This is a genomic window from Paenibacillus sp. FSL E2-0201 (assembly GCF_037963325.1).
Classification (GTDB): Bacteria; Bacillota; Bacilli; order Paenibacillales; family Paenibacillaceae; genus Paenibacillus_AQ.
This window is the reverse complement of the sequence record NZ_CP150154.1, coordinates 1,105,759-1,128,712: the sequence shown is the minus strand read 5'-3', so window position 1 is coordinate 1,128,712 and position 22,954 is coordinate 1,105,759. Positions and strand designations below refer to the sequence as shown.

Genomic DNA, 22,954 nt, shown 5'->3' with positions numbered 1-22,954 from the left:
TGCCTGACGCGGACACCGCTTCGCTCCATGTCCTTGTCCACGATTCGAACGCTCTGCTTTTCGAATCGTTTGGGTTACATTGCATAAAATAATATCTTTACTGTGAGTGATTGTTACATAACACAACTATTTATTTAGAAAAGTGGGGAAACAAAATGTTACTTTTAAGACGTTGCACAACGAAGTTGTGCGATGGCAAAAAGTAATATTTTTTTCTCCCACAAGTAGTGAATGAATAATATATTAATATTTTTAATCTTTTTCTTTAAGGAAACACTTTGAAATTCCTTATATTCACTGGGTTTATTCGATGTACTTAGGCAATCTGTTTGCCTAAATATCAAAGATGCCAGTCACTAGGTACTTCATTAGTAATAGTGCTGTCTGGTAGACTTTCAAATTCATCAGTTCTTAAATAACGTTGAAATAGTCCCCGCATTCGACTACTGGGAATGTAAATCTCAATTGGTTCCCCATCCCTAATACGACTTCTCCAAACCCACTGTATAAGTTCTGACAATGCCCAAGCGTCTTGGTCAACTGTAACACCATATTGTTCAAAAAATTTTTTCTCGATAGGATTCATAAACCTATTAATCAAGTAAGCGAGATGAAATCTATCTTTGTAAGTATTAGTTGCTCTTAAATTCATTGGAATAAAGCATTTAGCAAAGCTTCTTGGTTTTACTTTTTTCATAATTTTATCGTTGTTCCCTTTAACAGTTGTCCATAGGGCTGTGTCTTTGTTTGCCTTGCACATATTTGATAGATAGTTATAAGTATTTCTCTTTAACGTAATTATCAAATCCTTATTATCAATTTTCTCAAACCAGCTTGTTGAAAGTGCATTCCTTTTCTCTCCGACTGTATTGAGTTGCCCTTCATAAATAGATATTCTCTCACTGAGTACTGTCTTATCATGGATTTGCCTATTCACATATGGAACTAAGCTATAACCCTGTTGTCCTTTAGCAACAGATAAATATCTATATTTAATTTTGTGCAAATCATAATAATAGCGTTGAAATTGCCCTTTAAATAAATACGTTAGAATGAATACGTCCTTAAACAACAAAAACAGTTCACAAGGGAGATTCCATATTAAAGCAGAATTATCACAGTACATAAGATTGTTTGTTAATGCCATTTTTTTGATGTCATTATACTTTGTGTCTAAGCCGATTTTATCTACTTTCCATTTAATGAACTTCAATCGATTATCTCTAACATCAAATTCAATGGCATCAGCTTCAAACAAGAAATCTAAATCATTTTTTCTGAGAGGAACTTGCTCAATTACATTCATTACCTCATCTAGAATCAGGGTGTAGTTATTACTTTTTATTAGTTCCCTTGTTTCTGTGTTTGCCATTTGAAATAAGGCATGTGTGGTGCAAATGTCATACCCTTGTCCCAATAGACGATGTAAGTCCTCTAGTTTTGTTTCCCCCTTTATGGATATAGGTTCATGGAAATTCCGAGTATACACAGCTTCTTGGACTCTTTTTACTTCATCTAGAAAGGGAGTGACATAAATGAATCTATGGGATTCAATACTCATTTCATTCATGTATTGGATTGCCCATGATGTTTTACCATAACCACAGGGAGCATCTACTACGTTAACATTTGTCATTCTACATTTCCCCTTTGAAAAATAATTTAAGTCTTGTCTTTAGCTCATCTGAGATCACATATGACTCATTGTGTAGCCATCTCGATAAATGCTCCCTAGAAACCCCACACTTTGTTGCAATGAAAACTGTTGGCGTTCCATATTTCTTCTGTAATCCAAATAATTCTCCACGTAATTCCTTATCATTCATTCTCATCATCTCTCCTTCGTGAGTTTGTGAACCTGTGATGTAATCAGCAAAAATAAAACCCTCCGAGTATCTCTCGGAGGGTGGTTCACTTCATATAGTGATAAGCGGGAAGTTGATTCTACTAATTTGGCAGTGCATAAACATTCGGATAAGCTATATAAGTCTTGTAAAGTCTTTTAAAGTCTTTTAAAGTCTTTTAAAGTCTTTTAAAGTCTTTTAAAGTCTTTTAAAGTCTTTTAAAGTCTTTTATAGTCTTTTAAAGTCTTTTATAGTCTTTTAGAAATTCATCGCTCAAATCATCAAATATCTTTGAAATTGTTTAAAAGTGTTTAAAAATCTTTTAAAGCTTTCAAAGGTTGAGAGATTAAAATTTCTTTTAAAAACACCATTAAAGCATCAGATAAGCATCTCTGACGATTCTTCTGATAATGACAATTGAGAGCAGTTGTACCTTTCGTTTCGTCAAAAACTAAATAAGGGTTTCTACGGGTATGTGAATAGCCGATTACACAAGATCATATCAATTTATCATCTTTCAACCTATCCCCTTCACCTCACTTTCAAACTTATGCTTGTCATTTACTCTATATATAGTTATATGACTGGGAGCGAAAATCCCACGGTAATTGAAAAGAACTTTTTTATAGTTGTTCACTGCTGATTATGGTCATAGACAATACCCCAGTACGTTAACGATGCTTGTAGCTGTAATGAAAGAGTCAAAAGAACAAGGTTTTATTCTCCTTCTTCATCACTTGAACTGCTTATATATCCAAATCGTTAAGTGGATTGAACCTCGTATTCTGCTCCCTCAGTTCATTACCCCACATAGCAACATATCTCATCGTAACCGTAATGTTTTGGTGACGCATTAGCTTTTGAATGGCAAAGGCACTCATTCCTGACATTGCAAGTCGATGACAGAATGTATGACGAAAAGTATGAGCAGATACCCTAACATCTTTAAAATTCATTTTTTTTCCTAGATACTTAAAAATCAACATCAATGCATTTTCAGTCATTTGAGTATTATCTCTTTTCACAAAAACATAGTCACTTAAATCTCCCCAATGCTGAGAGCAATAAGTACGATATGCTGCTAATTCCTTAGTTAACTTATCAGTTATCGGAAGTGTATCTCTTCTTCTGCTTTTACCGAAAACCGCAATGTTTTGATTAATTAAATCAATATCAGTCCATTTTAGATTAATGATCTCACCTCTTCTAATCCCTGTTCCGAGTATAGTCACTATCATCATATAATCCCGATAAGCAAAGTAACTCTTTTCCCGTTGCTTAATACGTCTGTAGAAGTTAAGCATCTGACGTATTTGCTCATCTGTGAAAACATCAATCTTAACATCTTCTTTTTGCATTTTGACTCTTTTAGCTGGATTTTTCGCTATAACTTCACATTCCACCATATAGTTCAAAAAGGCTCTGATTCGCATAAGTTTTGTATTAATAGAACCTGACTTATTACCCCGCTCCTGACATTCCATAAGATGTTGACGCACATGGTTATATGTTATGTCCTCCACACTTACAACCTCGTGCTGATTACAATACTCCACAAACTCGCCAAGCATAGTTTGATAGTTCCTTATATTCTTTTCCGTTGTATTCTTAAACCGTCTGTCATCGAGAAAATCCTGAAAAGCAAATTTTAATAACATAAAAAAGACTACCTCCTGTTTTTAGGAAGTAGTCTATACTTTAGAAAATAGTTTTTAACGTGACCAGTTCTCAAACTGAGCAAAAAATAGCCTTAACTATTTCTCAGATGATGCTACAGGCTTAATCAGCCTTATTACATCATGCCGCCCATTCCACCCATGCCGCCCATGTCAGGCATACCTGGTTTTTCTGGTTCTGGCTTGTCAGCAATTACTGCTTCAGTAGTCAAGAACATAGCCGCTACAGATGCAGCGTTTTGAAGAGCAGAACGAGTTACTTTAGCAGGGTCAACGATACCTGCTTCGAACATGTTCACCCATTCACCAGTAGCAGCGTTGTAGCCGATACCTACTGCTTCTTTTTTCAAGCGGTCCACGATTACGGAACCTTCTTGACCAGCGTTAGCTGCGATGGTGCGAATTGGCTCTTCAAGCGCACGAAGCACGATGTTAACGCCTGTTTTCTCGTCGCCAGTTACATCTACAGCAGCAACAGCACTATATACGTTCACAAGAGCTGTACCACCACCAGAAACGATACCTTCTTCAACCGCAGCGCGAGTTGCGTTCAGGGCGTCTTCGATGCGAAGCTTACGCTCTTTCAATTCAGTTTCAGTTGCAGCGCCAACTTTGACAACGGCTACGCCGCCAGCCAATTTAGCCAAACGCTCTTGCAATTTCTCTTTGTCGAACTCGGAAGTTGTTTCTTCCAGTTGAGCACGAATTTGGCTTACGCGAGCATTGATGTCCGCTTTGTCGCCGCTTCCGTCTACGATTGTTGTGTTTTCTTTAGTTACGCGTACTTGACGTGCGTTACCCAGTTGTTCAATGGAAGTGCTCTTCAGATCAAGACCGAGCTTCTCAGTGATCACTTGACCACCAGTCAGAGCAGCGATATCTTGCAGCATAGCTTCGCGGCGGTCGCCAAAGCCAGGAGCTTTAACAGCAACAGCGTTGAATGTTCCACGCAGTTTGTTCACGATCAACATAGCTTGTGCTTCGCCTTCGATATCTTCAGCGATAATAACAAGCGGTCTAGCTTGTTGAACGATTTTTTCAAGCAATGGAAGAATTTCTTGAGTGCTGCTGATTTTTTTATCAGTGATCAAGATGTATGGGTTCTCCAGAACAGCTTCCATTTTGTCCGTATCAGTAATCATGTACGGGGAAATGTAACCGCGGTCGAACTGCATACCTTCTACAACTTCAAGCTCAGTAGCGAATCCACGGGATTCTTCAACAGTGATAACACCGTCTTTACCTACTTTTTCCATAGCTTCAGCAATCAATTGGCCCACTTCTTCGTCAGCAGCAGAGATAGCAGCTACTTGAGCGATAGCTTGGGAGTCTTCGATTGGCTTAGCGATTTTTTGCAATTCTTCAACTGCTGCACGAACTGCTTTGTCGATCCCTTTGCGAATAACCATTGGGTTAGCGCCTGCAGTTACGTTCTTCAGACCTTCACGGATCATAGCTTGTGCCAGAACCGTTGCAGTTGTAGTACCGTCACCGGCTACATCGTTAGTCTTAGTAGCAACTTCTTTAACTAGTTGAGCACCCATGTTCTCGAATGCATCTTCAAGTTCGATTTCTTTAGCGATAGTTACACCATCGTTAGTGATAAGCGGGCTACCAAATTTTTTCTCAAGCACCACGTTACGGCCTTTTGGTCCGAGTGTAACTTTTACCGCATTTGCCAAAGCATCTACACCGCGCAACATAGAGCGGCGAGCTTCTTCACTAAATTTAATTTCTTTAGCCATTGTGTAATTACCTCCTAGAATTTTTTGTATATCACGTTACTTTAAGTAGTTTAGATTTAGCTTATGATCGAATCTCGCTTAGTCAAGAATCGCGTGAATGTCGCTTTCTTTCATAATCAAATATTCTTTGCCTTCGTATTTGATTTCTGTTCCTGCATATTTTGAGAAAAGAACACGGTCGCCTTCTTTTACTTCAAGCGCTACACGTACTCCATCTTTCAAAGCTCCGCTGCCTACTGCAATAATTGTTCCTTCTTGTGGCTTTTCTTTCGAGGAGTCCGGAAGCACAATCCCGAATGAAGTGGTTTCCTCCTGCTCGCTCGGTAGCACCAATACGCGTTCACCTAAAGGTTTGATCATGAAAAAATAGCCTCCTTTAAAATTATGTTATTTTGCTTCAAAACATAGTTTAGAACTTGCTGGCCTTACTTCTAACTCTCTGATGTTTATGAAAAATATCAATTGGACGCTACAAATCTCTGGTCCATCTCATATTTTCCATAAGCGTTAGCACTCGACGGTCTGTAGTGCTAACAACAATTTTTATGATACTCAACTTGAGCCCGAATTTCAAGTCCTTTTACACAAATTCGCATTTGTTTTCGTAAAAACAACGTTTCACCGGTTGTCCTAGGCACACACTCTATAACATTCTATCCACAGGGTGTGAAAATATGCGTTTGATTCCCAGTAGTTTCAACTGTACCACCTACGCTTGAACATTTCAAAAAGACTAAACACATCTTTACTTTAAAGGCGTTTTAAAAATAAAAGAGCTGTCTCTTTCGTAGAAATATCTACTTAGCGACAGCCCTTAATCACTCTTCCTCACTCTTAACATACTGTTCTTCCCTCGCTGCATCTGCAGCAAGCTGTTTGCGATAGACAAATGCAGATAAGAATACACTGAACTCATACAAAATGAGCAGTGGAATTGTCACCAGAAAGTCCGAGATGAAATCTGGGGGAGTGATGACTACGGCGATAAAGACAAGCGTGAAATAGGCGTATCGACGCATTTTACGCAAGCGTATCGGATTAAGAACCCGCAGTTTGGTCAGAAACATCACCAGCAGCGGAAGCTCAAACAACAACGCTAAAGGTAGCACCAGACTGAACATGAAGTTAAAATATTGCGCAATTCCGTAGGTCTCTTCCAGCCCCATACTCCGGGTGATTGAGATCGTGAACGAAAGCGCCATTGGAAAAACCACATAATAAGCAAAAGAAAGACCGATTAAAAAAAGAACAAAAACATATGGAACATAACGCAATGTTGCACTACGCTCTTCTGGTCGAAGGCCTGGACTAATAAAAGCCCACAATTGATAAGCAATAAAAGGGATTGAAATGACAAGCGAAACCGCCATCGCGATCTTCATATACATCCCGATACCATCCCAGAATGAGAACGCATGCAGAACAAAGCCCTGTGCTAGATCTGTACTAATTAAATAATCGTAAATGGGCTTGGCGCAGAACAGACCTCCTACCAATCCAAGAATAAATACAATCAGCACATAAATAATCCGTTTACGCAGCTCGGTGAGATGATCCACCACCGACATTTCTTCCGTTTCGAGAGACATCCTGACACCATCCCATGACAAGAGTAGAAACATTACACCAGCTTTGTGTAAAGCTGTGCCCGTTTCTGCAGAAAGCAACAAGCAAATTGAAAAAGGGGCGTCTCCTAAGTCTATTAGACTTGTGAGATAGCCCCATTGTTAAACTTATTATTATTCCGGCAGGCGTTTGTCCTGAGGAATATCTGCAGCGACCGTCTGCGGGGCCGTCGGCACAGGAGCTTCGCTCTTCTTCACCGGATCAGTATCACCGATGATTTCACGTGCGCCTTCCTTAAATTCACGGAAGGTTCGTCCAACTGCGCGGCCTAACTCTGGCAGTTTATTCGGGCCAAAGAGGAGCAGTGCCAGTATAACCAACAAGATAATACCCGGAGTTCCAATTCCACTAAACATTATTATTCCTCCTTGTCCGTCTATCCGATCATGGCATCGTTTACGATAAACTAATAATACCATAACTTTTGTCACAGTTACATCCACTATCTTCTATAAATAGTTTATCCTTGTGACGTGACAAGAATATGACAATGTTATTGGCGGTATTGGCCAGTTACCATTAGTAACGCTTCCGGTAATTGATCCATAATGGCTGCCAAATTCTCATGAACACCCTTCGGTGTACCCGGTAAGTTAACAATCAACGTGCGTCCACGAATGCCGCATATCCCGCGGAACAGCATCACCGCACGGTTTTTTTGCATCACTGTACTTCGCATCGCTTCTGAAAGTCCAGGTACTTCCCGCTCGATTACACGCCGAGTAGCCTCCGGAGTCACATCGCGTATTGCTAGATCGGTACCTCCGGTCGTCAATACCAGATCCGCCTGAAAATAATCTGTCAGTTCTATCAAAGCTGCGATAATCTCATCTTGTTCATCGGGCACGATCCGATATTCAACAATCTCGCCCCCAAGCTCCTCTTCCACCAGCTCCCGAATAACCTGGGCGCTCGTGTCTTCCCGTTCGCCCCTGGCCCCTTTATCGCTGGCCGTTAGGATTGCTGTTTTCCACGCCATAGGTTTGTCCTCCCTCTCTATGTATAATTAGCTGTACAGTGCAGCCCGCTTGCTTCAGCGCATCGAACATAAGATCTGATCAAGGTTCAAGCGCGTAATCTCCATTCTTGCCCCCGCTTTTAGACACTAATAGCGTTGGTCCGATAATCATATCCTTCTGAAGAGCCTTGCACATGTCATATACCGTTAATGCTGAGGCAGAAACAGCGGTCAACGCCTCCATTTCAACTCCGGTCTTTCCGGTGGTATGGACTGTTGCTTCTATATAAAGTTCATCTTCGCTGTTATCGGAGAAGCTGATGTCAATACCGGTAAGCGGGAGCGGATGGCACATCGGAATCCAGTCAGACGTCTTCTTGGCCGCCATAATCCCAGCGATCTGCGCAACGGCAAGTACGTCTCCTTTACTGATCTTACCTTCCTTGATGGCACTAAGCGTCTCCGTTGCCATCTTGATCTTACTCCGCGCGACAGCTGTCCGCTTCGTAATCTCCTTCTCACTCACATCCACCATACGAGCTCTTCCCTGCTCGTTAAAATGGGTCAATTCCACGGCTCACTCTCCTTTTCGGCAGTGCACTATGCCATTTTCAGTAATCAGCATGTCCATAAAGGCATCATGCTCATCCATGGGCACCTTCGGAACCAGCTGCATACTATAGGCTAGCCCGATCCAGACAGGCGGCTTCGCAGCGGCATACTCTTCCGTCTCCCATGTCGCACGCAATCGATCATAGTATCCTCGGCCGTAACCAAGCCTACCCCCTTGGAGATCAAAAGCCAGCCCCGGAACAAACACAACCTCGGGTAGTGTAACAACTTCAATTTCTTGTGAATCTTTGCCGGATACAATAGGTTCATGGATACCAAACGCCCCCGGCTCAAGCTCACTCCACGCGCTCACCCTATGAACACTCATTGCACCACTTGCCGGAATAACACGCGGCAGCAGTACCCTGCGCTGATCCTTCCACGCCTGTGTAAGAAGCGCGTTGGTATCGAGTTCAGAACGGAAAGATACATAAGCCATCAGTGAGGCGATGTCCTTCGTCTTCAGCCACTCTGATGCATGCTTGCAGACCAGAAAAGACAATTCCCTTTTCTGGTCCGAGGAGAGCTCGTTTCGGGCGATGGTCTTCTCAGTTCTTAGTTGTTGCTTTATTTTGGAGATCACCGACCCCTTACTTGACATCGTCGGTCACCCCCATATATTTATCCCAAGCTTATCCTTGTTTGTAAATCCAGTTTACCACTCTTCTCCCCGGTTCGCCAAGGTGGATAGGACTGTGTTTCCGAGCCAGGTCTTTATTCCTTGCTTCCGATATATCGAGCTCTCGCTTGGGAAACGCTTTTCATGTAAACTATAGAATAAGTTGTTCATACGGCTGAGGTATAAATACCAAGGCGAAATATGCAAGGGTGGAGGTTTCATCGTTATGCTTCTTCAAGCGACAGGAATTACAAAATCATATGGTATACAGAACGTACTAGACGGCATAAGCCTCCAGGTAAATGAAAAGGAACGTGTTGGACTCGTAGGTGTTAATGGTGCCGGAAAATCAACTTTTCTACAAATTCTGGCTGGTGAAATGTCCTACGACAGCGGTCAAATTCATAAATCAAAAGAAACTACAATCGGGTACTTAGCCCAAAATAGCGGACTTCAATCCGACAAAACCATTCATGAAGAGATGATGGCCGTTTTCGCACCGTTAATCGAAGCCGAGGCTGAGCTAAGAGAGATGGAAGTAAGCATTGCTGATCCTAAGCTGGCAGAAGACCCAAAACGGTACGAAGAGCTGCTCGAACGATATGCCCGCCGATCAGATTGGTTCAAGGATCACGGTGGTTATGAAATGAATACACGAATCCGAAGTGTCCTGCACGGCATGGGCTTCGGCGAGTTCCCACCGGATACACCCATCGCCACACTTAGTGGTGGCCAGAAGACTCGGCTCGCATTAGCCCGCATTTTGCTTCAGGCTCCCGATCTTCTAATGCTGGATGAGCCTACGAACCATCTGGATATTGAAACATTAACTTGGCTTGAGGATTATCTTCGCAGTTATGCTGGCGGAATTCTGGTTGTTTCTCATGACCGTTATTTCCTGGACCGGCTTGTGACTACTATTGTAGAGATCGAACGTCATCAATCTCGACGTTATACAGGCAATTACAGCCGGTATGTAGATTTGAAGGCTGCTGAATATGAAGCACGAATGAAACAGTATGAGAAACAGCAGGATGAGATTTCAAGAATGGAAGATTTCGTACAGAAAAACATAGTGCGAGCATCTACCACGAAACGTGCGCAGAGCAGACGCAAAGCGCTTGAGAAGATGGACCGCATAGATCGACCGATGGGCGATCTGAAGAAAGCCAGCTTCTCCTTTGAGCCCGACTTCATGTCTGGTAAAGAAGTGCTGCAAGTTCGAAATGTAGCCGTTTCCTTTAATGATGGTCCACCTTTGTTTAAGGATGCTTCTTTTGAACTGCGGCGTGGAGAAACCGCGGCACTCATCGGTCCCAATGGTATCGGTAAATCTACACTGCTGCAGTGTATGACCGGAACCCGGGAGCCGTCCGCTGGAACCGTGAATTGGGGCACGAAAGTCAAGGTTGCTTATTATGATCAGGAGCAAACACGCCTTAATCCGAAAAATACGGTAATGGAAGAGCTATGGAGTGAATACCCAATGATTGAGGAAGCCAGAATCCGTACAATTCTTGGCAATTTCCTCTTCAGTGGTGAAGATGTTCTTAAGAAGATCTCCGCGCTGAGCGGCGGCGAAAAAGCACGCGTGGCATTATCGAAGCTCATGTTGCGCGGCGCAAATATGCTCATTCTCGATGAGCCAACCAACCATTTAGATTTGGTCAGTCGTGAGGTGCTGGAATCAGCTTTAATCGATTTCGAAGGTACATTGCTCTTCATTTCTCATGACCGTTATTTCCTCAACAAAATGGCTGAACGCGTGCTGGAGCTTCATCCCGAGGGGATCGACCAATACCTTGGTAACTACGATGACTATATCGAGAAAAAACGAGAATTAGAAGAGATAGCGAAAGATGCCGCCGAGTTAGCCTCCAAGAACGTCAACAAGGATGCTGCAGTTCCTGAAAAAAGCACTGTTTCCTCCTTCGAAGCGGATAAGCAAGCCAAGCGTGAAGAGCGTAACCGGAAGCGGCGTATCGCTGAGCTCGAGGAAGGCATTGCCTCACTAGAGGAGTCGATCGCTTTTATAGAAAATGAAATGACTAAACCTGAAGTTTATCAGGATTATTTAGCACTTCAAGGTTATGAAGAGGACCTAAAAAACAAAAAAACGCAGCTTACAGATTTATTTAACGAATGGGAAATCCTTGCTGACGAATAATGTAAAATCCACTTCATAAATATTTTTTCATATTTCTCGATTTGTTCATAAATAGTTATCCACAGCTCTATGCACAGGTTTCGTGTATAACTACCTACTAAAAAAGCCCCTTAGGGGCTTTTTTTATGCGATAAATCGGTATTTTCAATTCCCAGGAATTATTATCCACTGAATTATCCACATTATCCACAATTCCCACAAGGTTTCACTGCTAACAAAAATGGTTATAGAGGCATTAAAAAAAACGCCGACATTGCTGATTTTACGCACTTTTTACACAACTCAGACAGAATATGTGGATAACGTTGTCCACAACTTGACAAAAGACGTAACCGCTCCAAAAACCCTTCATTTTATGATAAAAAAGAACCCGCTACCTCTAAATCAGACAGCGGGTCTATATATATTAAACAATTTGTGTAGAGAGCAGCGCAGCGTTACAGGCTGCAATGTAAGCAATTCCTGCTGCCATGATAATATCTTGATGCGTAGCTGTGCCTCTAAATTTAAGACCTTCCCACTCTACCATCACAGCCGCTTCCGCTTGGGCATTCTCTCCACTTCCAAGTGAATGCAGTTCAAGTCCCGCAAAATCTATGTCCTCTGTTATCCCTTGGCCAATAGCAGCGATAATGGCCTCAAGCGGACCATCCCCAGTACTAGTATGTGAAGTTTCCTGTCCAGATTTCAAATGGCGAACCGTAACAGCGGCCACCCGGCGCTGGGCGCTACCTGCCAATACCTGAACCTCGCCCAATTCATAAACCTGAGCTTGTTGTCCAGTAGTAGTGCTTACCATTTGCAGCAGTTGGTCATCACTGACAACCTTTTGACGGTCAGCCGTCTCTTTAAACGATTCATACAATGCATCCAGCTCCGCAGGCTCAAGCGTAATGCCATACTTCGCCGCCCGGTCCTTCAGCGCATGTCTGCCAGAATGCTTGCCCAGAATGATCATGCTACGTGGGATGCCCAGCCGTTCCGGATCCATGATCTCATAGGTGCTGCGATCCTTCAGCAAACCGTCCTGATGAATCCCTGACTCATGCTGGAAAGCATTTCTTCCAACGACTGGCTTGTTATAGGCGATTGGAAAATGCATTGCCCCGCTGATCATCCGTGAAGTATCGTACAACTTATCTAGCACAATGCCTGTCTCTGCCCCAATCGCATCCCCGCGGGTTTCGAGCGCCATCACAAGCTCTTCTAGTGCACAGTTCCCGGTACGCTCACCTACTCCGTTCACAGTGACTTCGATCTGTGTCGCGCCTCCATCAATCGCCGCCAGACTGTTGGCTACAGCCAGCCCCAAATCATTGTGACAGTGGGCACTATAGCTTACTTTGTCCCCGCCTCTTGCTCCCAGCCGCACTCGTCGGAACATTTCCCCGTATTCATGTGGCAAGGCGTAACCGACCGTATCGGGCAGATTGATAATAGAAGCGCCTTCCTCAATGACAGCTTCAACCATTTCAATCAGATCATCGATTCCTGTTCGCGCAGCATCCATCGCCGTGAATTCAACGACATCAGAGAATTGACGCGCGTAAGCCGTCATCTCGCGGGCTTTGGCTACGACTTCAGCTCTGCTCATACGCAATTGATGCTGCAAATGAATATCAGAAGAGGAGATGAACAGGTGAATCCGCCGCCGTTCAGCATCTTGGGTTGCCCGGACTGCCGCGTCAATATCCCCTTTAACCGCCCGTGCAAAACCGCAAATTTCCACATTTCGCACCTTACGTGAAATCGTCTGTACTGCTGCAAAATCACCAGGGCTCGATATCGGGAATCCAGGTTCCATCACATCAACACCCAGATCTGCGAGCTTATAGGCCAGCAGTATTTTTTGCTCTGGGGTCAGACTTGCGCCCGGAGCCTGTTCACCGTCTCGCAGAGTCGTATCGAAAATTTGTATACGTTTCTTTACTGGAATAATCATCTGAATTCCTCCTGTTTTCCTCTTATTAGATTCCTTACCCTAGCCTATGCTTCAGCGCAGATCCACACGTCGACTTGTAGTCCTGCTAAATTCCCCACCCACTGCTGCCGGCAGCTGATACGAATGAATCCACTGCACAATTTGGAATGTGCTGAGGGTTCACTCTTGGCGTCTTATGTAGCGCCTGAGTCCGTAACCGGAACCGCTTCTATAAGAACGCAAAAACCCGCCGTCTCTAATAAAGAGACGGCGGGTTACCCCTCCGCGGTACCACTCTTTTTGACGCATAGGCTATTAAAATAATTCAAGCCGTTAAGCTGCGTCCAGCTCTTCTTCCCGGTCCATCCTGAGGATATCAGGATGGACCGGAAAGGTCCGATAACGGGGACAGCCGTAGGCAGCGTACTCTTCTTTCCGCCGCTCCGCTCCCGGGCGAGATTCAAGACATCCGGTGACTGCGTCGCACCACCCCGCAGCTCTCTGTTCACCATCTTTCTCTACTACTCCCGTTCCTAGCGTGTTGTATATAAGTTACTCACTACTCTAAATCCATACAAAAAAGCCTGCCATCTCATTCAAGAGACGACAGGCTGTTAACCTTCGCGGTACCACTCTTGTTGATGCTCTGTACCGGTTAAATTACTGCCGATCCCAATTGAACATCCACTCTACGGTCCAGTATGTTAGATACTCGACCACCCTTTCACGGAGGTTACCCGTAAACAGTGTACGAACGTTCCGGCGACAATTGCCGGCAATGTTTCCACCGCTCCGCTCCTAGACGAGTTCAGGTCTCCTTCGACTGCGTTGCACCTACCCGCAGCTCTCTTATCCCAGAGTATCCTTACTACTTCTGCTCATCGCGTTTCCTTGTATAATTGAACTGATTATACTCGCTAGCTCCAAATGATGTCAATAGGCGGATACAGACCATTGTTCCAGTGAGAACCCTGGGTCTGCAACCATATCCAGCGGTGTACCGCCATCATGCTGCCACTTAACGTAAGCAGCCGCTCCAATCATCGCTGCATTATCCGTGCAGTATACCGGAGGTGGAATAATTAGCTCAATGCCTTCCGCTTCACAGCGCGAGATCAATGCCGAGCGGAGTCCAGCATTAGCAGCAACGCCTCCACACAGCAATAACTGCTTGGAGCCAGTAGCTTTAACAGCACGTACTGCTTTTTCAACCAGAACCTCAACCACAGATTCTTGGAACCCGCGGGCAATACCCGCCACATCTGGTGTGAGACCTTTCATCTTACTCTGATTCACAACGTTCAGCACAGCCGACTTTAGGCCACTGAAGCTGAAATCATAAGAATCCGGCTCAAGCCATACTCTTGGCAACGTTACAACCTCCGCCGCTTCTCGTGCAAGACGGTCTACATGAGGTCCGCCAGGATAAGGGAATCCCAGTGCCCGTGCCACTTTATCATAGGCTTCGCCTACCGCATCATCACGGGTGCGTCCGATAATTCGAAACTGACCTTCCCGCTCCATATGAACCAATTCAGTATGTCCGCCGGATACCACTAGTGTCATGCAGGGATACTGCAACTCTGCCACTAAACGGTTAGCATAAATATGTCCTGCAATATGATGAGTGCCAATCAGCGGCTTGCCCCATGCGAGAGCAAGACTCTTGGCTGCTACTACCCCGACAAGTAAAGCCCCCACCAAACCCGGGCCTTGCGTAACTGCCACCGCCGACAATTGATCTGGTGTAACCCCTGCTGTAGCGAGTGCTTCCTCTATCACCAGCGTAATCACTTCCACATGTTTACGGGAAGCTACTTCTGGTACCACGCCCCCGAAGGCGCGATGCGTCTCAATCTGACTCGAGATAATGTTGGATAACACTTCAGAGCCATCTTTAACCACAGCGACCGACGTTTCATCACAACTCGTCTCAATAGCAAGTATAAGTACAGGCTGAGCTGCGCCCGTTTCTGTCTTCATTTTAATTCCACGCTTCCTTCCATATTGCCATGCTCCTCGTACTCTGGCAGATCCGCCCACATAATGAGCGCATCCTCGCGATTATCGGAGTAATATCCTTTGCGTGTGCCGGCAGAACGAAAGCCTTTTTTACGATATAAATTCTGTGCTACCTCGTTCGATACCCGTACTTCAAGCGTAATCGATTTCATCCCCACATAAGACGCCGTCTTCATAAGCTCTTCGAGCAGGCGTTCGCCCCATTTACGTCCACGATAGGCTTCGAGCAAGGCTATATTCGTCACATGCGCCTCATCCACGATGGCCCACATACCGGCATAACCGATAATATGACCTGCCAGCTCCATAACCATATATTTTGCAAAATGATTATGTGTCAACTCGTTTCGAAAAGCTTCCTCCGTCCAAGGCATCGTGAAGGCTTCCCGTTCAATGATAAGAATGTCAGGAATATCCTCCAACTTCATCAAACGAAAAACAAGTTCAGCCTCCTGAGCTCCCATTGATTCCGCTTCCGTCATTGTTTCTTTAAGCCTCCTTCTCTGCTTAACCGCAGATTGGCCTCCGCTTCTGAAATCTGAGTATAGTTAGGGATCAAACTATGGATATCATCATTCTCTACCAGAATCCGCGCTTCTCCAAGAAATCCTGTCCAGCGGCCTTCCATTTCATAAGGAACTGCAATAGAAGCACCAAGATCCTTCAATGGACGAAGCGATTCCTCGCTGCCATGCACAGCAGTCTCCCCAACAAACCAAAGAACAGCGGGCTTATTACCCTCAACTGACGCCTGTTCTAAACGTTCAGCTAAATAATCTACCCAGTCTGCCATCAGACGGATGGCATCAGGTTCAAGACGGCTAGGAGCGTTATTTCTCTCAGCTGCGAAAAGTCCGGTGTATACCTGTCCTCGACGTGCATCCATCAGTGGAATGATCCAATCAGGCCCGAAGCCACTGTTCTCATTAGCTTGTCCTAACTCTTCTTGCGCCTTATTCTTGAGGGCTGTTTGATATCCGCCCCATGCCACTGCATGTAGACTCGAAATACCAACTACCGGGACATTCCATGCCCATGCCAGCGTTTTGGCTGCAGTAACTGCGATACGTGTTCCCGTATACGATCCAGGACCCACACCTACAGAAATCCCTCCCAGCATTGCAGCAGTAGTTCCCGTAGCTTGCAGCGCCTGCTCTATAATCGGCAGTAAATGTACTGAATGATTCCGTTCTCCGGAAGCATTAATTTCATGCAGTAGTTCCCCATTCTCTGTAATTGCCACGCCTAATACTGCAGTTGATGTATCCAGCGCTAAAAGCCGCTTGCGCGGCTCTGTATTCTGATTCGTCATCTTCCTTAACCCCACTTCTGGATCAGCTTCCGGCAAAGCTCACCATACGGCTCCCCAATTCCGGTCACCGTAATCATTCTTTCATCCGGCCCGACTGTTTCCATGTATATGTGCATATGCCGCGGCGGCATTAAATCCGTAATAATACTGCTCCATTCCACCAAGCAGACGCCTTGCCCGTAGAAATACTCATCTAGTCCAAGCTCGTCCGCTTCCTGAAGCGAAATCCGATATACATCCATATGATATAGCGGTAGACGGCCCTCATACTCTTTAATAATTGTAAAAGTAGGACTGTTTACGATCCCCTTTACGCCGAGATGCCGAGCGTACCCTTGCGAGAATGCCGTTTTTCCTGCGCCCAGATCGCCATCCAAACCTATAACCATCCCAGGCGACGAAGCAGTAGCTAGAGCAGCTGCAAGCAACTCTGTATCCTGGAGGCTGTATGAACGGTAAGTGAACACCGTTTCGTCTGTATTGTCCAACTACAACTACCACCTTTTAATATATACCTGCCAAAAACCATTACATTTAATTATATCGGTATGCTCCATCCACCGCAACAACTGTCCCTGTTCAATCTTACATGTCAGTATGCTTACAATAGAAAAAGAGACCTCTACGCAAAAATAAGCATAAAGAGTCTCTTTTATACAGGTTTGATTCCGCTTATTCACACACTCTGAGTAGTCATTCGTTAATGTTCTTGCTCCTCTAACCGTTCCACGCCTACTGTATGCGTATTGGTTGGTCTTGAGCCTACTTGCACCGTAGCCATTCCGTTCTGTGCATCCACATGCTCAATCCATACAGGTTCTCCATCCAAATGTACACTTACCGTCTCTTTTGAAGCATAAATATCCTGTGCTCGTTTGACGTCCACCACTGTTCTCCTCCTTTATTGTTCTCAAAGTTTACGATTCTAAGGGTGATGTATCTTCGATCGTTCGCTCTGCATCCAGCTTCTCCGAATCGGATACCTGACTAGCCTCCGGGGGAGCAATTATGCTGTCCCAATCCACTACTGTTGCCGGTATATCCTGCTCGCTCAGCGCATCGCTCCAATCATTACCTCTTGGTTCCATCCCTTTGTATTCTCCTCCTCAGCTTTAAAGGCCTGATTTTATATTTTCCCATGCTTCTCAAAAAATGCACCCGGCTAGAAAAGCCTTTCCTGCCTCATACTAACCCAAAGCAGAATAACTTAGATCAGGAGGCGTTACTCATGCATACCGTTTGGAAAGGAGCCATCAGCTTCGGGCTAGTGCATGTTCCAGTTAAGATGTTCTCCGCTACAGAAGACAAGGACATTTCTCTGCGTTATATCCATAAGGAATGCGGCAGCCCACTGTCGTATGTACGTAAATGTCCGGTGTGTGACAAAGAGGTGGCTTGGGAAGAAATCGGCAAGGGTTATGAGTATGAAAAAGGGAAATTCGTTCTCTTCGACAAGGAGGAACTGGATCAATTAACTGACGAAAGCAGCAAAAGCATTACCATTCTCGACTTTGTTGACCTGACGGAGATCGATCCCATTTATTTTCAAAAAACCTATTACTTATCCCCCGATCAGGCAGGCACAAATGCCTATCGCCTTCTTATGGAGGCCATGCGTCAAACTGGTAAAATTGGCATCGCCAAAATTTCGATTCGCTCTAAGAGCAGTCTGGCAGCTATTCGTGTGCTGGAGGATTGCCTCGCCATCGAGACTATTTTTTATCCTGATGAAGTGCGACCGGTCTCGCAAGTGCCTGGCCTGCCCGAAGCAGGGACGGTGAATGATAAAGAGCTGGATATGGCCAAGTTGCTCATTTCACAGCTATCCACGCCTTTTGATCCGGCAAAATATACCGATGATTATCGTCAGCGCATGCTTGATCTAATCTCACATAAGATAGCAGGCGAGGAATTTCATATCGCTCCCGCTAAACAGGAGAGCAATGTGATTGATCTAATGGCTGCATTGCAGGCCAGTATTCAGGCTGTACAGCATATCCCTACAGATCCTGGACCTTCCTTAGCAGGTACCAAGAAGACCAAGACTAAAGCGGCTCCGGCTGCCAAAAGAAAAACTTCCAAGACTAAGACAGCAGCTGAGCCTGCCGATCAGCAAAACGAAGCTTCCGGACCAATTCCAGTCATCACCCCAAAACCGAAACGCCGCAGTCCAAAAAGCAAAACCACCGTATCGTAGGAGGCTCTGCCCATGAAGCTTCAGCCCATTATTCCTTTTGAACCCATACTGGCTGAGCAGCTTCCAGCAGGCAACCAGTGGATCGCACAAATTAAATGGGATGGCGTGCGCATGTTGTCCTATTCCGACGGAAGCAATGCTCAGCTAATTAACAGACGTGGCAATTACCGTACCACGCAATATCCTGAGCTTACTGATGTAGCTGCTTACTGCAAGGCTGATTCCGTTATTCTTGATGGTGAGATCATTGCACTCAAAGACGGCAAGCCCTCATTCCATGAAGTAATGCGGAGGGACAGTTTAAAGAATGGTTCCACGATTTCCGTCGTTAGGCATCAGGTTCCTGTCATTTATATGATTTTTGATATTCTGTTCTACAATGGTCAATCGACGATGGATCAACCTTTATTCTCGCGGCAGCAGCTACTAAGCGATATTCTGCTGCCGCACCCCCATGTACAGGCCGTACCCAGTTATACCGATCCTACAGAACTGTTCGCGGCTGCTCAGAGTCAGAGCTTGGAGGGTATCGTCTGTAAGGACATCAACAGTACTTATGCTCCAGGTGGAAAAGATAAGCGCTGGCAGAAACGCAAAATCATTTCGGATATTACGGCAGTAGCCGGGGGTGTAACCTTCCGTGACGGCATCGTCAATGCGCTACTTCTTGGGCTGTATGATGATAAAGGGAATTTGCATTATATCGGACATGCCGGGCCAGGCAAATTGACTGTACAGGATAAACGCGACTTAACTGCAGAGGTACAGCATTTAAAAATAGATCAAATGCCCTTTACAGCTGATCCCCAGCGAGGGAAGGGTGCTTTTTGGATAAAACCGAAGCTTGTCTTCAAAGTTCATTTTTTGGAATGGAATACCTCAGGCACTCTTCGTCAGCCGGTTACTCAAGCGAGGGTAGATCTTCCTCCCGAATCATGTACCATGGAACAAAAAGGATAAACTCTTCCCAAAAAAACGTCCTCCCGAATTTATGGTCAAGCCCCCATTTTATAGACACTGAAAAAAGACCCTAGGCAATAAGCTGTTTCCGGTACTCTACCGGAGGCAGCTTATTTAACCTTCGTTGTGGCCGATGTTGGTTATAAAATCGAATGTAATCTTCAATTTTCCTTTGTGCCTCATCCATATTTCGGATATCATAAGGATAGAGTCCTTCCGTTTTGAGATGCGAGAAGAAGCTCTCCATAGAGGCGTTGTCATAACAATTGCCTCGGCGAGACATGCTGATTCGGGCCCCAACCTTTGGCAGCATGTCGTGGTATGCATGAGACGTGTATTGGAATCCCTGATCGCTGTGAACGATCAGTCCAGTCACGTCTTTTTGCTGACTCCACGCCTGCTCAAAGGTCCGGAGAACCAGTTCGTTGTCGTTCCTAGCGCTCATTTGATAAGCGATAATTTCGTTATTGAATAAATCTTTAATCGCAGAAAGATAGAGCCACTTTTCGCCTACACGATATTGCGTAATGTCTGTCACCCATTTTTGGTTGGGAGCATCCGCTTTGAAATCCCGTTTCAAAATATTTTTCGCCACACGGTCTCCTTCAGAAGTAGCATAATTACAACGATGTTTTCGGCGGATCCTCGAACGAATGCCTAAATCCTGCATAATTCTGAGTACCTTCTTATGATTCATCCAAACCCCGTGGTCTTGTAGCAAGAACAATTGAATTTGGCGATAACCGTAGACTCCTTCATACCTTTCATAGACCTTCTGAATGAGCGCCTTTGCTTCCTGATCCCGATCTGTTCCTTTGCGCTTCATGAAAGCGTAGTATCCACTTCTAGAGACCCTAAAGAGTTTACACAGGTTGCTAACGGCATACTCTTTTGCAGCGTTCTCAATGACTCTATATTTGTGCGTTTCACCTCCTGCATCCAGATTTCCAAACACTTTTTTAGCATTTCATTTTCCCGTTTGAGCTTTTGAACATACCTATCTTGATCGATATATTCAATACGACGCCCCCGTTGATCTAGTAGCCCAAATTCCCCTAGCTCTCGGTATTTCTTCATCCATCTCTTTACCCGTCCTTGATCTTGTATCTCAAAATGCTCCGTAATTTTCCGATAAGTCCATCTTTCCTCCACATGTAAACGAATGGCCTCTTTTTTAATCTCATCTGAGTAATTTTTAAACTTCTGTCCTTTAATCGCCATAAAAATGCACCCCCTAGAATTTCATCGGATAAACCAGGGGTTTTTTCCAATGTCTATTCTAAGGGGTGCACTTCACTTATCGAGAGGACGTTTCTTATTGCGCTGTAAGAGTCGTCACAATAGCCTCCAGCTCTGCTTTAGTCTGCGTTGTATTTTTCGTATTCGTCAGCGTATAATCGATACTTCCATCCGCACTGGACCATACAAGCTGAACTTTTAGATCTCCATGGTGAGGACCAAACACCGTGTAGACTGCTTCAACCCCGTTGATGGTCAAATTTTCATCCTGGTCACCAGGCAGCTGCGCTAAAGTAACCCCTTCCGGAAGCGTATATGCTGGAGCTGATTTTAAATTTAATCTTTCCCCATTTCGCAGATAAGTGATAGAGGTTTCTGTATCACTCCACTTAAAACTTTGTGAAATCACTTTTTTACCAGCAGCTTGTGCTTTAGCTTTTACCTGATCTTTGAGGACTTTATACTCTGCACTGAAAAACTTCGGAAGCACTGGATTTAACACGACATCCTGCAGCTTATAATCCTCCGGGAGTGAGGCTGGTATCAAGAGTGACTTTCCGCTTAATGAGGATAACTTCTGCGCAGCTTCATTTGTAGAACTGAATCTGTACGGCATATATCTTATACTCAAGGTTTCATCTGGATTAGATTTCTTGTCGTTTACATAAAGGACTTTAACTTCGCCCGCTTTTAAGGGAACTATATTTTCTTTGGCAATCAAAGCTTCAATCGTTGGCGATACCGGCGTGTTCTGTTCAATGGGTGCAGTAGCTTTGCTTTTATTATTACTCCCTGAAGGCACTGCGCCTGCCGTTCCACTTACCGCGCTCATTAACACTAGCAGGCTCAAACCCGTGATGGCCGCACTTTTTTTAATCATCTTTATAATATCCTCCTTTAACCCCTTGGTTACTTGATCATGCTTTTAGCTACAGCCAACATTTCATTTGTCGTCAGTTTACTGACCCGATTGTCTGAAAGGGTATATTGTATCGCGCCTGATTTATCCAGCCACACTAGCTTAGTGTTGAAGCTTGCATCTTTAGCCGAATCGGTTGTAAGAATTACTTTCCTACCGTTGACCGTCAGTTCTTTCTTAGTTTCTGAAGCTCGTACAAAAGGCACAGCTCCTTCGGGGAGTTTGGCGGGCGGCACTCCAGTTACAATGCTAAAACTGGCTTTTCCTTTGGCATACAGCTGCATAGACAAGTTCGTTTGGCTCCAACTGATGATCTTGCTAAACAACTGTTTGTTGGGATCACCTGCCGCCGCTGCCTTTAGTTCCTGCTCTAATTGTAAATACAGCTCTGAATCGTTTGCTACAGACGGTGGATAAATGATGGCTGTCGCCAGAGCGAAGCCCTTAGGAAGATTTCCGGGCTGTGGAGTAGCCGGGCCCTTCAACGCTTTGAATTTAGCAGCAAAGGATTTGTAGTCTTTAAAAACAAATCCTTTGCCAGAGAAGCTGATCGTATCCTGAGGGTTAGAGACTTTGTCACGTACGTAGTAGGCCAAGTACGTACCTTCCTTCAATCCTGCAACCAGGGTCTGCAGTTCCTTCTGGAGCTTCTGATCGGTTGGTACTGCAGTCAGCTGTCCAGAGGCAGCTGCGATCGAAAGGGACAAGCCAGACGCACCCCCACTCACAACTACTCCTGTTCCTAACAAGGTTGCTGCCGAGAGCACGATCAGTGTTTTTTTGAGTTCATCATTTAGCTTCAATTTCTAAATCACCTCCTTCTAATTACACTTCTATAACACTCCAGCATGAGAAAAAGGGACATTTTCTTACAAAAAAAAGAAGCCGCTCCAAGCAACCATCATGGCTTTTGGGACAGCCTCTTTTTTTGTTCTTAACATTACAAGTGACGCGCCAAGGGATGCAATATGTGAAGCACCTATAGAGTAATTGGGAATTCCTCCCTAAAATTCAGAAATTTCTGTTCATCGGACTTATAATTAGGGAAAACTTCCCTGAAATTTGGCCTATTCGGCAACGAATAAAGAAATTCCTATGATTATTAGGGAGGAATTCCCTGATTCCGTTCATTTAGAG

Annotated in this window: 24 protein-coding genes and 1 other annotated feature; of the genes, 3 read left to right on the top strand and 21 right to left on the bottom strand. The window is 44.6% G+C overall.

Going from position 1 to position 22,954, the window contains the following annotated elements; all coding sequences use genetic code 11:
- Positions 1–340: 340 nt before the first annotated feature.
- The 10 genes from NSU15_RS04940 to NSU15_RS04895 all read right to left on the bottom strand — a co-directional run bounded on the left by NSU15_RS04940 (position 341) and on the right by NSU15_RS04895 (position 9,062).
- The gene (locus NSU15_RS04940; protein WP_052414467.1) at positions 341–1,636 is read right to left on the bottom strand and encodes a DEAD/DEAH box helicase family protein; all 1,296 of its coding nucleotides are present in this window, start codon (positions 1,634–1,636) and stop codon (positions 341–343) included.
- A gap of 1 nt (position 1,637) precedes the next feature.
- The gene (locus NSU15_RS04935) at positions 1,638–1,826 is read right to left on the bottom strand and encodes a hypothetical protein (RefSeq protein WP_042124540.1); all 189 of its coding nucleotides are present in this window, start codon (positions 1,824–1,826) and stop codon (positions 1,638–1,640) included.
- Between the two features lie 764 nt (positions 1,827–2,590).
- On the bottom strand, positions 2,591–3,502 hold the full coding sequence (locus NSU15_RS04930; RefSeq protein ID WP_042124537.1) for a tyrosine-type recombinase/integrase: 912 nt from the start codon (positions 3,500–3,502) through the stop codon (positions 2,591–2,593).
- Positions 3,503–3,636: 134 nt separating this feature from the next.
- Positions 3,637–5,265: a chaperonin GroEL gene (groL, locus tag NSU15_RS04925; RefSeq protein ID WP_042124534.1), complete on the bottom strand. Its 1,629-nt coding sequence runs from the start codon at positions 5,263–5,265 to the stop codon at positions 3,637–3,639.
- 78 nt (positions 5,266–5,343) lie between these two features.
- Positions 5,344–5,625, bottom strand: coding sequence for a co-chaperone GroES (groES, locus tag NSU15_RS04920; RefSeq protein ID WP_036676506.1), 282 nt, complete (start codon positions 5,623–5,625; stop codon positions 5,344–5,346).
- Between the two features lie 458 nt (positions 5,626–6,083).
- The gene (gene tatC / locus NSU15_RS04915; RefSeq protein ID WP_042131868.1) at positions 6,084–6,854 is read right to left on the bottom strand and encodes a twin-arginine translocase subunit TatC; all 771 of its coding nucleotides are present in this window, start codon (positions 6,852–6,854) and stop codon (positions 6,084–6,086) included.
- Positions 6,855–7,004: 150 nt separating this feature from the next.
- Positions 7,005–7,247 carry a twin-arginine translocase TatA/TatE family subunit gene (locus NSU15_RS04910; protein WP_042124532.1) on the bottom strand — a complete coding sequence of 81 codons (243 nt, stop codon included), beginning with the start codon at positions 7,245–7,247 and terminating at the stop codon, positions 7,005–7,007.
- A gap of 137 nt (positions 7,248–7,384) precedes the next feature.
- Positions 7,385–7,870 (bottom strand): MogA/MoaB family molybdenum cofactor biosynthesis protein, encoded by a 486-nt coding sequence (locus NSU15_RS04905; protein WP_020429419.1) that lies wholly within the window; start codon positions 7,868–7,870, stop codon positions 7,385–7,387.
- Positions 7,871–7,949: 79 nt separating this feature from the next.
- The gene (gene moaC, locus NSU15_RS04900) at positions 7,950–8,423 is read right to left on the bottom strand and encodes a cyclic pyranopterin monophosphate synthase MoaC (RefSeq protein ID WP_042124529.1); all 474 of its coding nucleotides are present in this window, start codon (positions 8,421–8,423) and stop codon (positions 7,950–7,952) included.
- A gap of 3 nt (positions 8,424–8,426) precedes the next feature.
- Positions 8,427–9,062 carry a 5-formyltetrahydrofolate cyclo-ligase gene (locus tag NSU15_RS04895; protein WP_042124527.1) on the bottom strand — a complete coding sequence of 212 codons (636 nt, stop codon included), beginning with the start codon at positions 9,060–9,062 and terminating at the stop codon, positions 8,427–8,429.
- A 244-nt stretch (positions 9,063–9,306) separates the two neighbouring features.
- Here NSU15_RS04895 and NSU15_RS04890 point away from each other — a divergent pair, with 244 nt between their 5' ends.
- Positions 9,307–11,247: an ABC-F family ATP-binding cassette domain-containing protein gene (locus NSU15_RS04890; RefSeq protein ID WP_042124525.1), complete on the top strand. Its 1,941-nt coding sequence runs from the start codon at positions 9,307–9,309 to the stop codon at positions 11,245–11,247.
- A gap of 406 nt (positions 11,248–11,653) precedes the next feature.
- On the opposite strand, the gene NSU15_RS04885 is transcribed toward NSU15_RS04890, so the two are convergent.
- From NSU15_RS04885 to NSU15_RS04855, 7 genes are all read right to left on the bottom strand, one after another.
- The gene (locus tag NSU15_RS04885) at positions 11,654–13,189 is read right to left on the bottom strand and encodes a 2-isopropylmalate synthase (RefSeq protein WP_042124522.1); all 1,536 of its coding nucleotides are present in this window, start codon (positions 13,187–13,189) and stop codon (positions 11,654–11,656) included.
- A 239-nt stretch (positions 13,190–13,428) separates the two neighbouring features.
- Positions 13,429–13,712: a binding site (T-box leader), on the bottom strand.
- A 389-nt stretch (positions 13,713–14,101) separates the two neighbouring features.
- Positions 14,102–15,151 (bottom strand): tRNA (adenosine(37)-N6)-threonylcarbamoyltransferase complex transferase subunit TsaD, encoded by a 1,050-nt coding sequence (gene tsaD / locus NSU15_RS04880; RefSeq protein WP_042124518.1) that lies wholly within the window; start codon positions 15,149–15,151, stop codon positions 14,102–14,104.
- Positions 15,148–15,672, bottom strand: a complete 525-nt coding sequence (rimI, locus tag NSU15_RS04875; RefSeq protein WP_076118049.1) for a ribosomal protein S18-alanine N-acetyltransferase — start codon at positions 15,670–15,672, stop codon at positions 15,148–15,150. The genes tsaD and rimI overlap by 4 nt, the downstream gene beginning before the upstream one ends.
- Positions 15,669–16,502, bottom strand: coding sequence for a tRNA (adenosine(37)-N6)-threonylcarbamoyltransferase complex dimerization subunit type 1 TsaB (gene tsaB, locus NSU15_RS04870; protein ID WP_042124514.1), 834 nt, complete (start codon positions 16,500–16,502; stop codon positions 15,669–15,671). The genes rimI and tsaB overlap by 4 nt, the downstream gene beginning before the upstream one ends.
- A gap of 5 nt (positions 16,503–16,507) precedes the next feature.
- Complete coding sequence (gene tsaE / locus NSU15_RS04865) at positions 16,508–16,930, bottom strand: tRNA (adenosine(37)-N6)-threonylcarbamoyltransferase complex ATPase subunit type 1 TsaE (RefSeq protein ID WP_231574234.1); 423 nt, start codon at positions 16,928–16,930, stop codon at positions 16,508–16,510.
- Between the two features lie 272 nt (positions 16,931–17,202).
- A complete protein-coding gene (locus NSU15_RS04860; RefSeq protein WP_042131867.1) occupies positions 17,203–17,388 on the bottom strand; it encodes an H-type small acid-soluble spore protein in 186 nt (61 codons plus the stop codon).
- A gap of 31 nt (positions 17,389–17,419) precedes the next feature.
- Positions 17,420–17,590 carry a hypothetical protein gene (locus tag NSU15_RS04855; protein WP_156114724.1) on the bottom strand — a complete coding sequence of 57 codons (171 nt, stop codon included), beginning with the start codon at positions 17,588–17,590 and terminating at the stop codon, positions 17,420–17,422.
- Between the two features lie 140 nt (positions 17,591–17,730).
- Here NSU15_RS04855 and NSU15_RS04850 point away from each other — a divergent pair, with 140 nt between their 5' ends.
- Together NSU15_RS04850 and NSU15_RS04845 are read left to right on the top strand one after the other, a co-directional pair.
- Positions 17,731–18,699: a Ku protein gene (locus NSU15_RS04850; RefSeq protein WP_076118052.1), complete on the top strand. Its 969-nt coding sequence runs from the start codon at positions 17,731–17,733 to the stop codon at positions 18,697–18,699.
- Positions 18,700–18,711: 12 nt separating this feature from the next.
- A complete protein-coding gene (locus tag NSU15_RS04845; protein WP_076118054.1) occupies positions 18,712–19,659 on the top strand; it encodes an RNA ligase family protein in 948 nt (315 codons plus the stop codon).
- Positions 19,660–19,729: 70 nt separating this feature from the next.
- On the opposite strand, the gene NSU15_RS04840 is transcribed toward NSU15_RS04845, so the two are convergent.
- From NSU15_RS04840 to NSU15_RS04825, 4 genes are all read right to left on the bottom strand, one after another.
- Complete coding sequence (locus NSU15_RS04840) at positions 19,730–20,530, bottom strand: IS3 family transposase (RefSeq protein WP_339291250.1); 801 nt, start codon at positions 20,528–20,530, stop codon at positions 19,730–19,732.
- Positions 20,482–20,880 (bottom strand): helix-turn-helix domain-containing protein, encoded by a 399-nt coding sequence (locus NSU15_RS04835; RefSeq protein WP_042123336.1) that lies wholly within the window; start codon positions 20,878–20,880, stop codon positions 20,482–20,484. Before NSU15_RS04835 ends, NSU15_RS04840 begins: the two co-directional genes overlap by 49 nt.
- A gap of 94 nt (positions 20,881–20,974) precedes the next feature.
- Positions 20,975–21,778, bottom strand: a complete 804-nt coding sequence (locus NSU15_RS04830) for a hypothetical protein (RefSeq protein WP_339289411.1) — start codon at positions 21,776–21,778, stop codon at positions 20,975–20,977.
- Positions 21,779–21,807: 29 nt separating this feature from the next.
- Positions 21,808–22,620, bottom strand: coding sequence for a hypothetical protein (locus NSU15_RS04825; protein ID WP_339289410.1), 813 nt, complete (start codon positions 22,618–22,620; stop codon positions 21,808–21,810).
- Positions 22,621–22,954 lie beyond the last annotated feature (334 nt).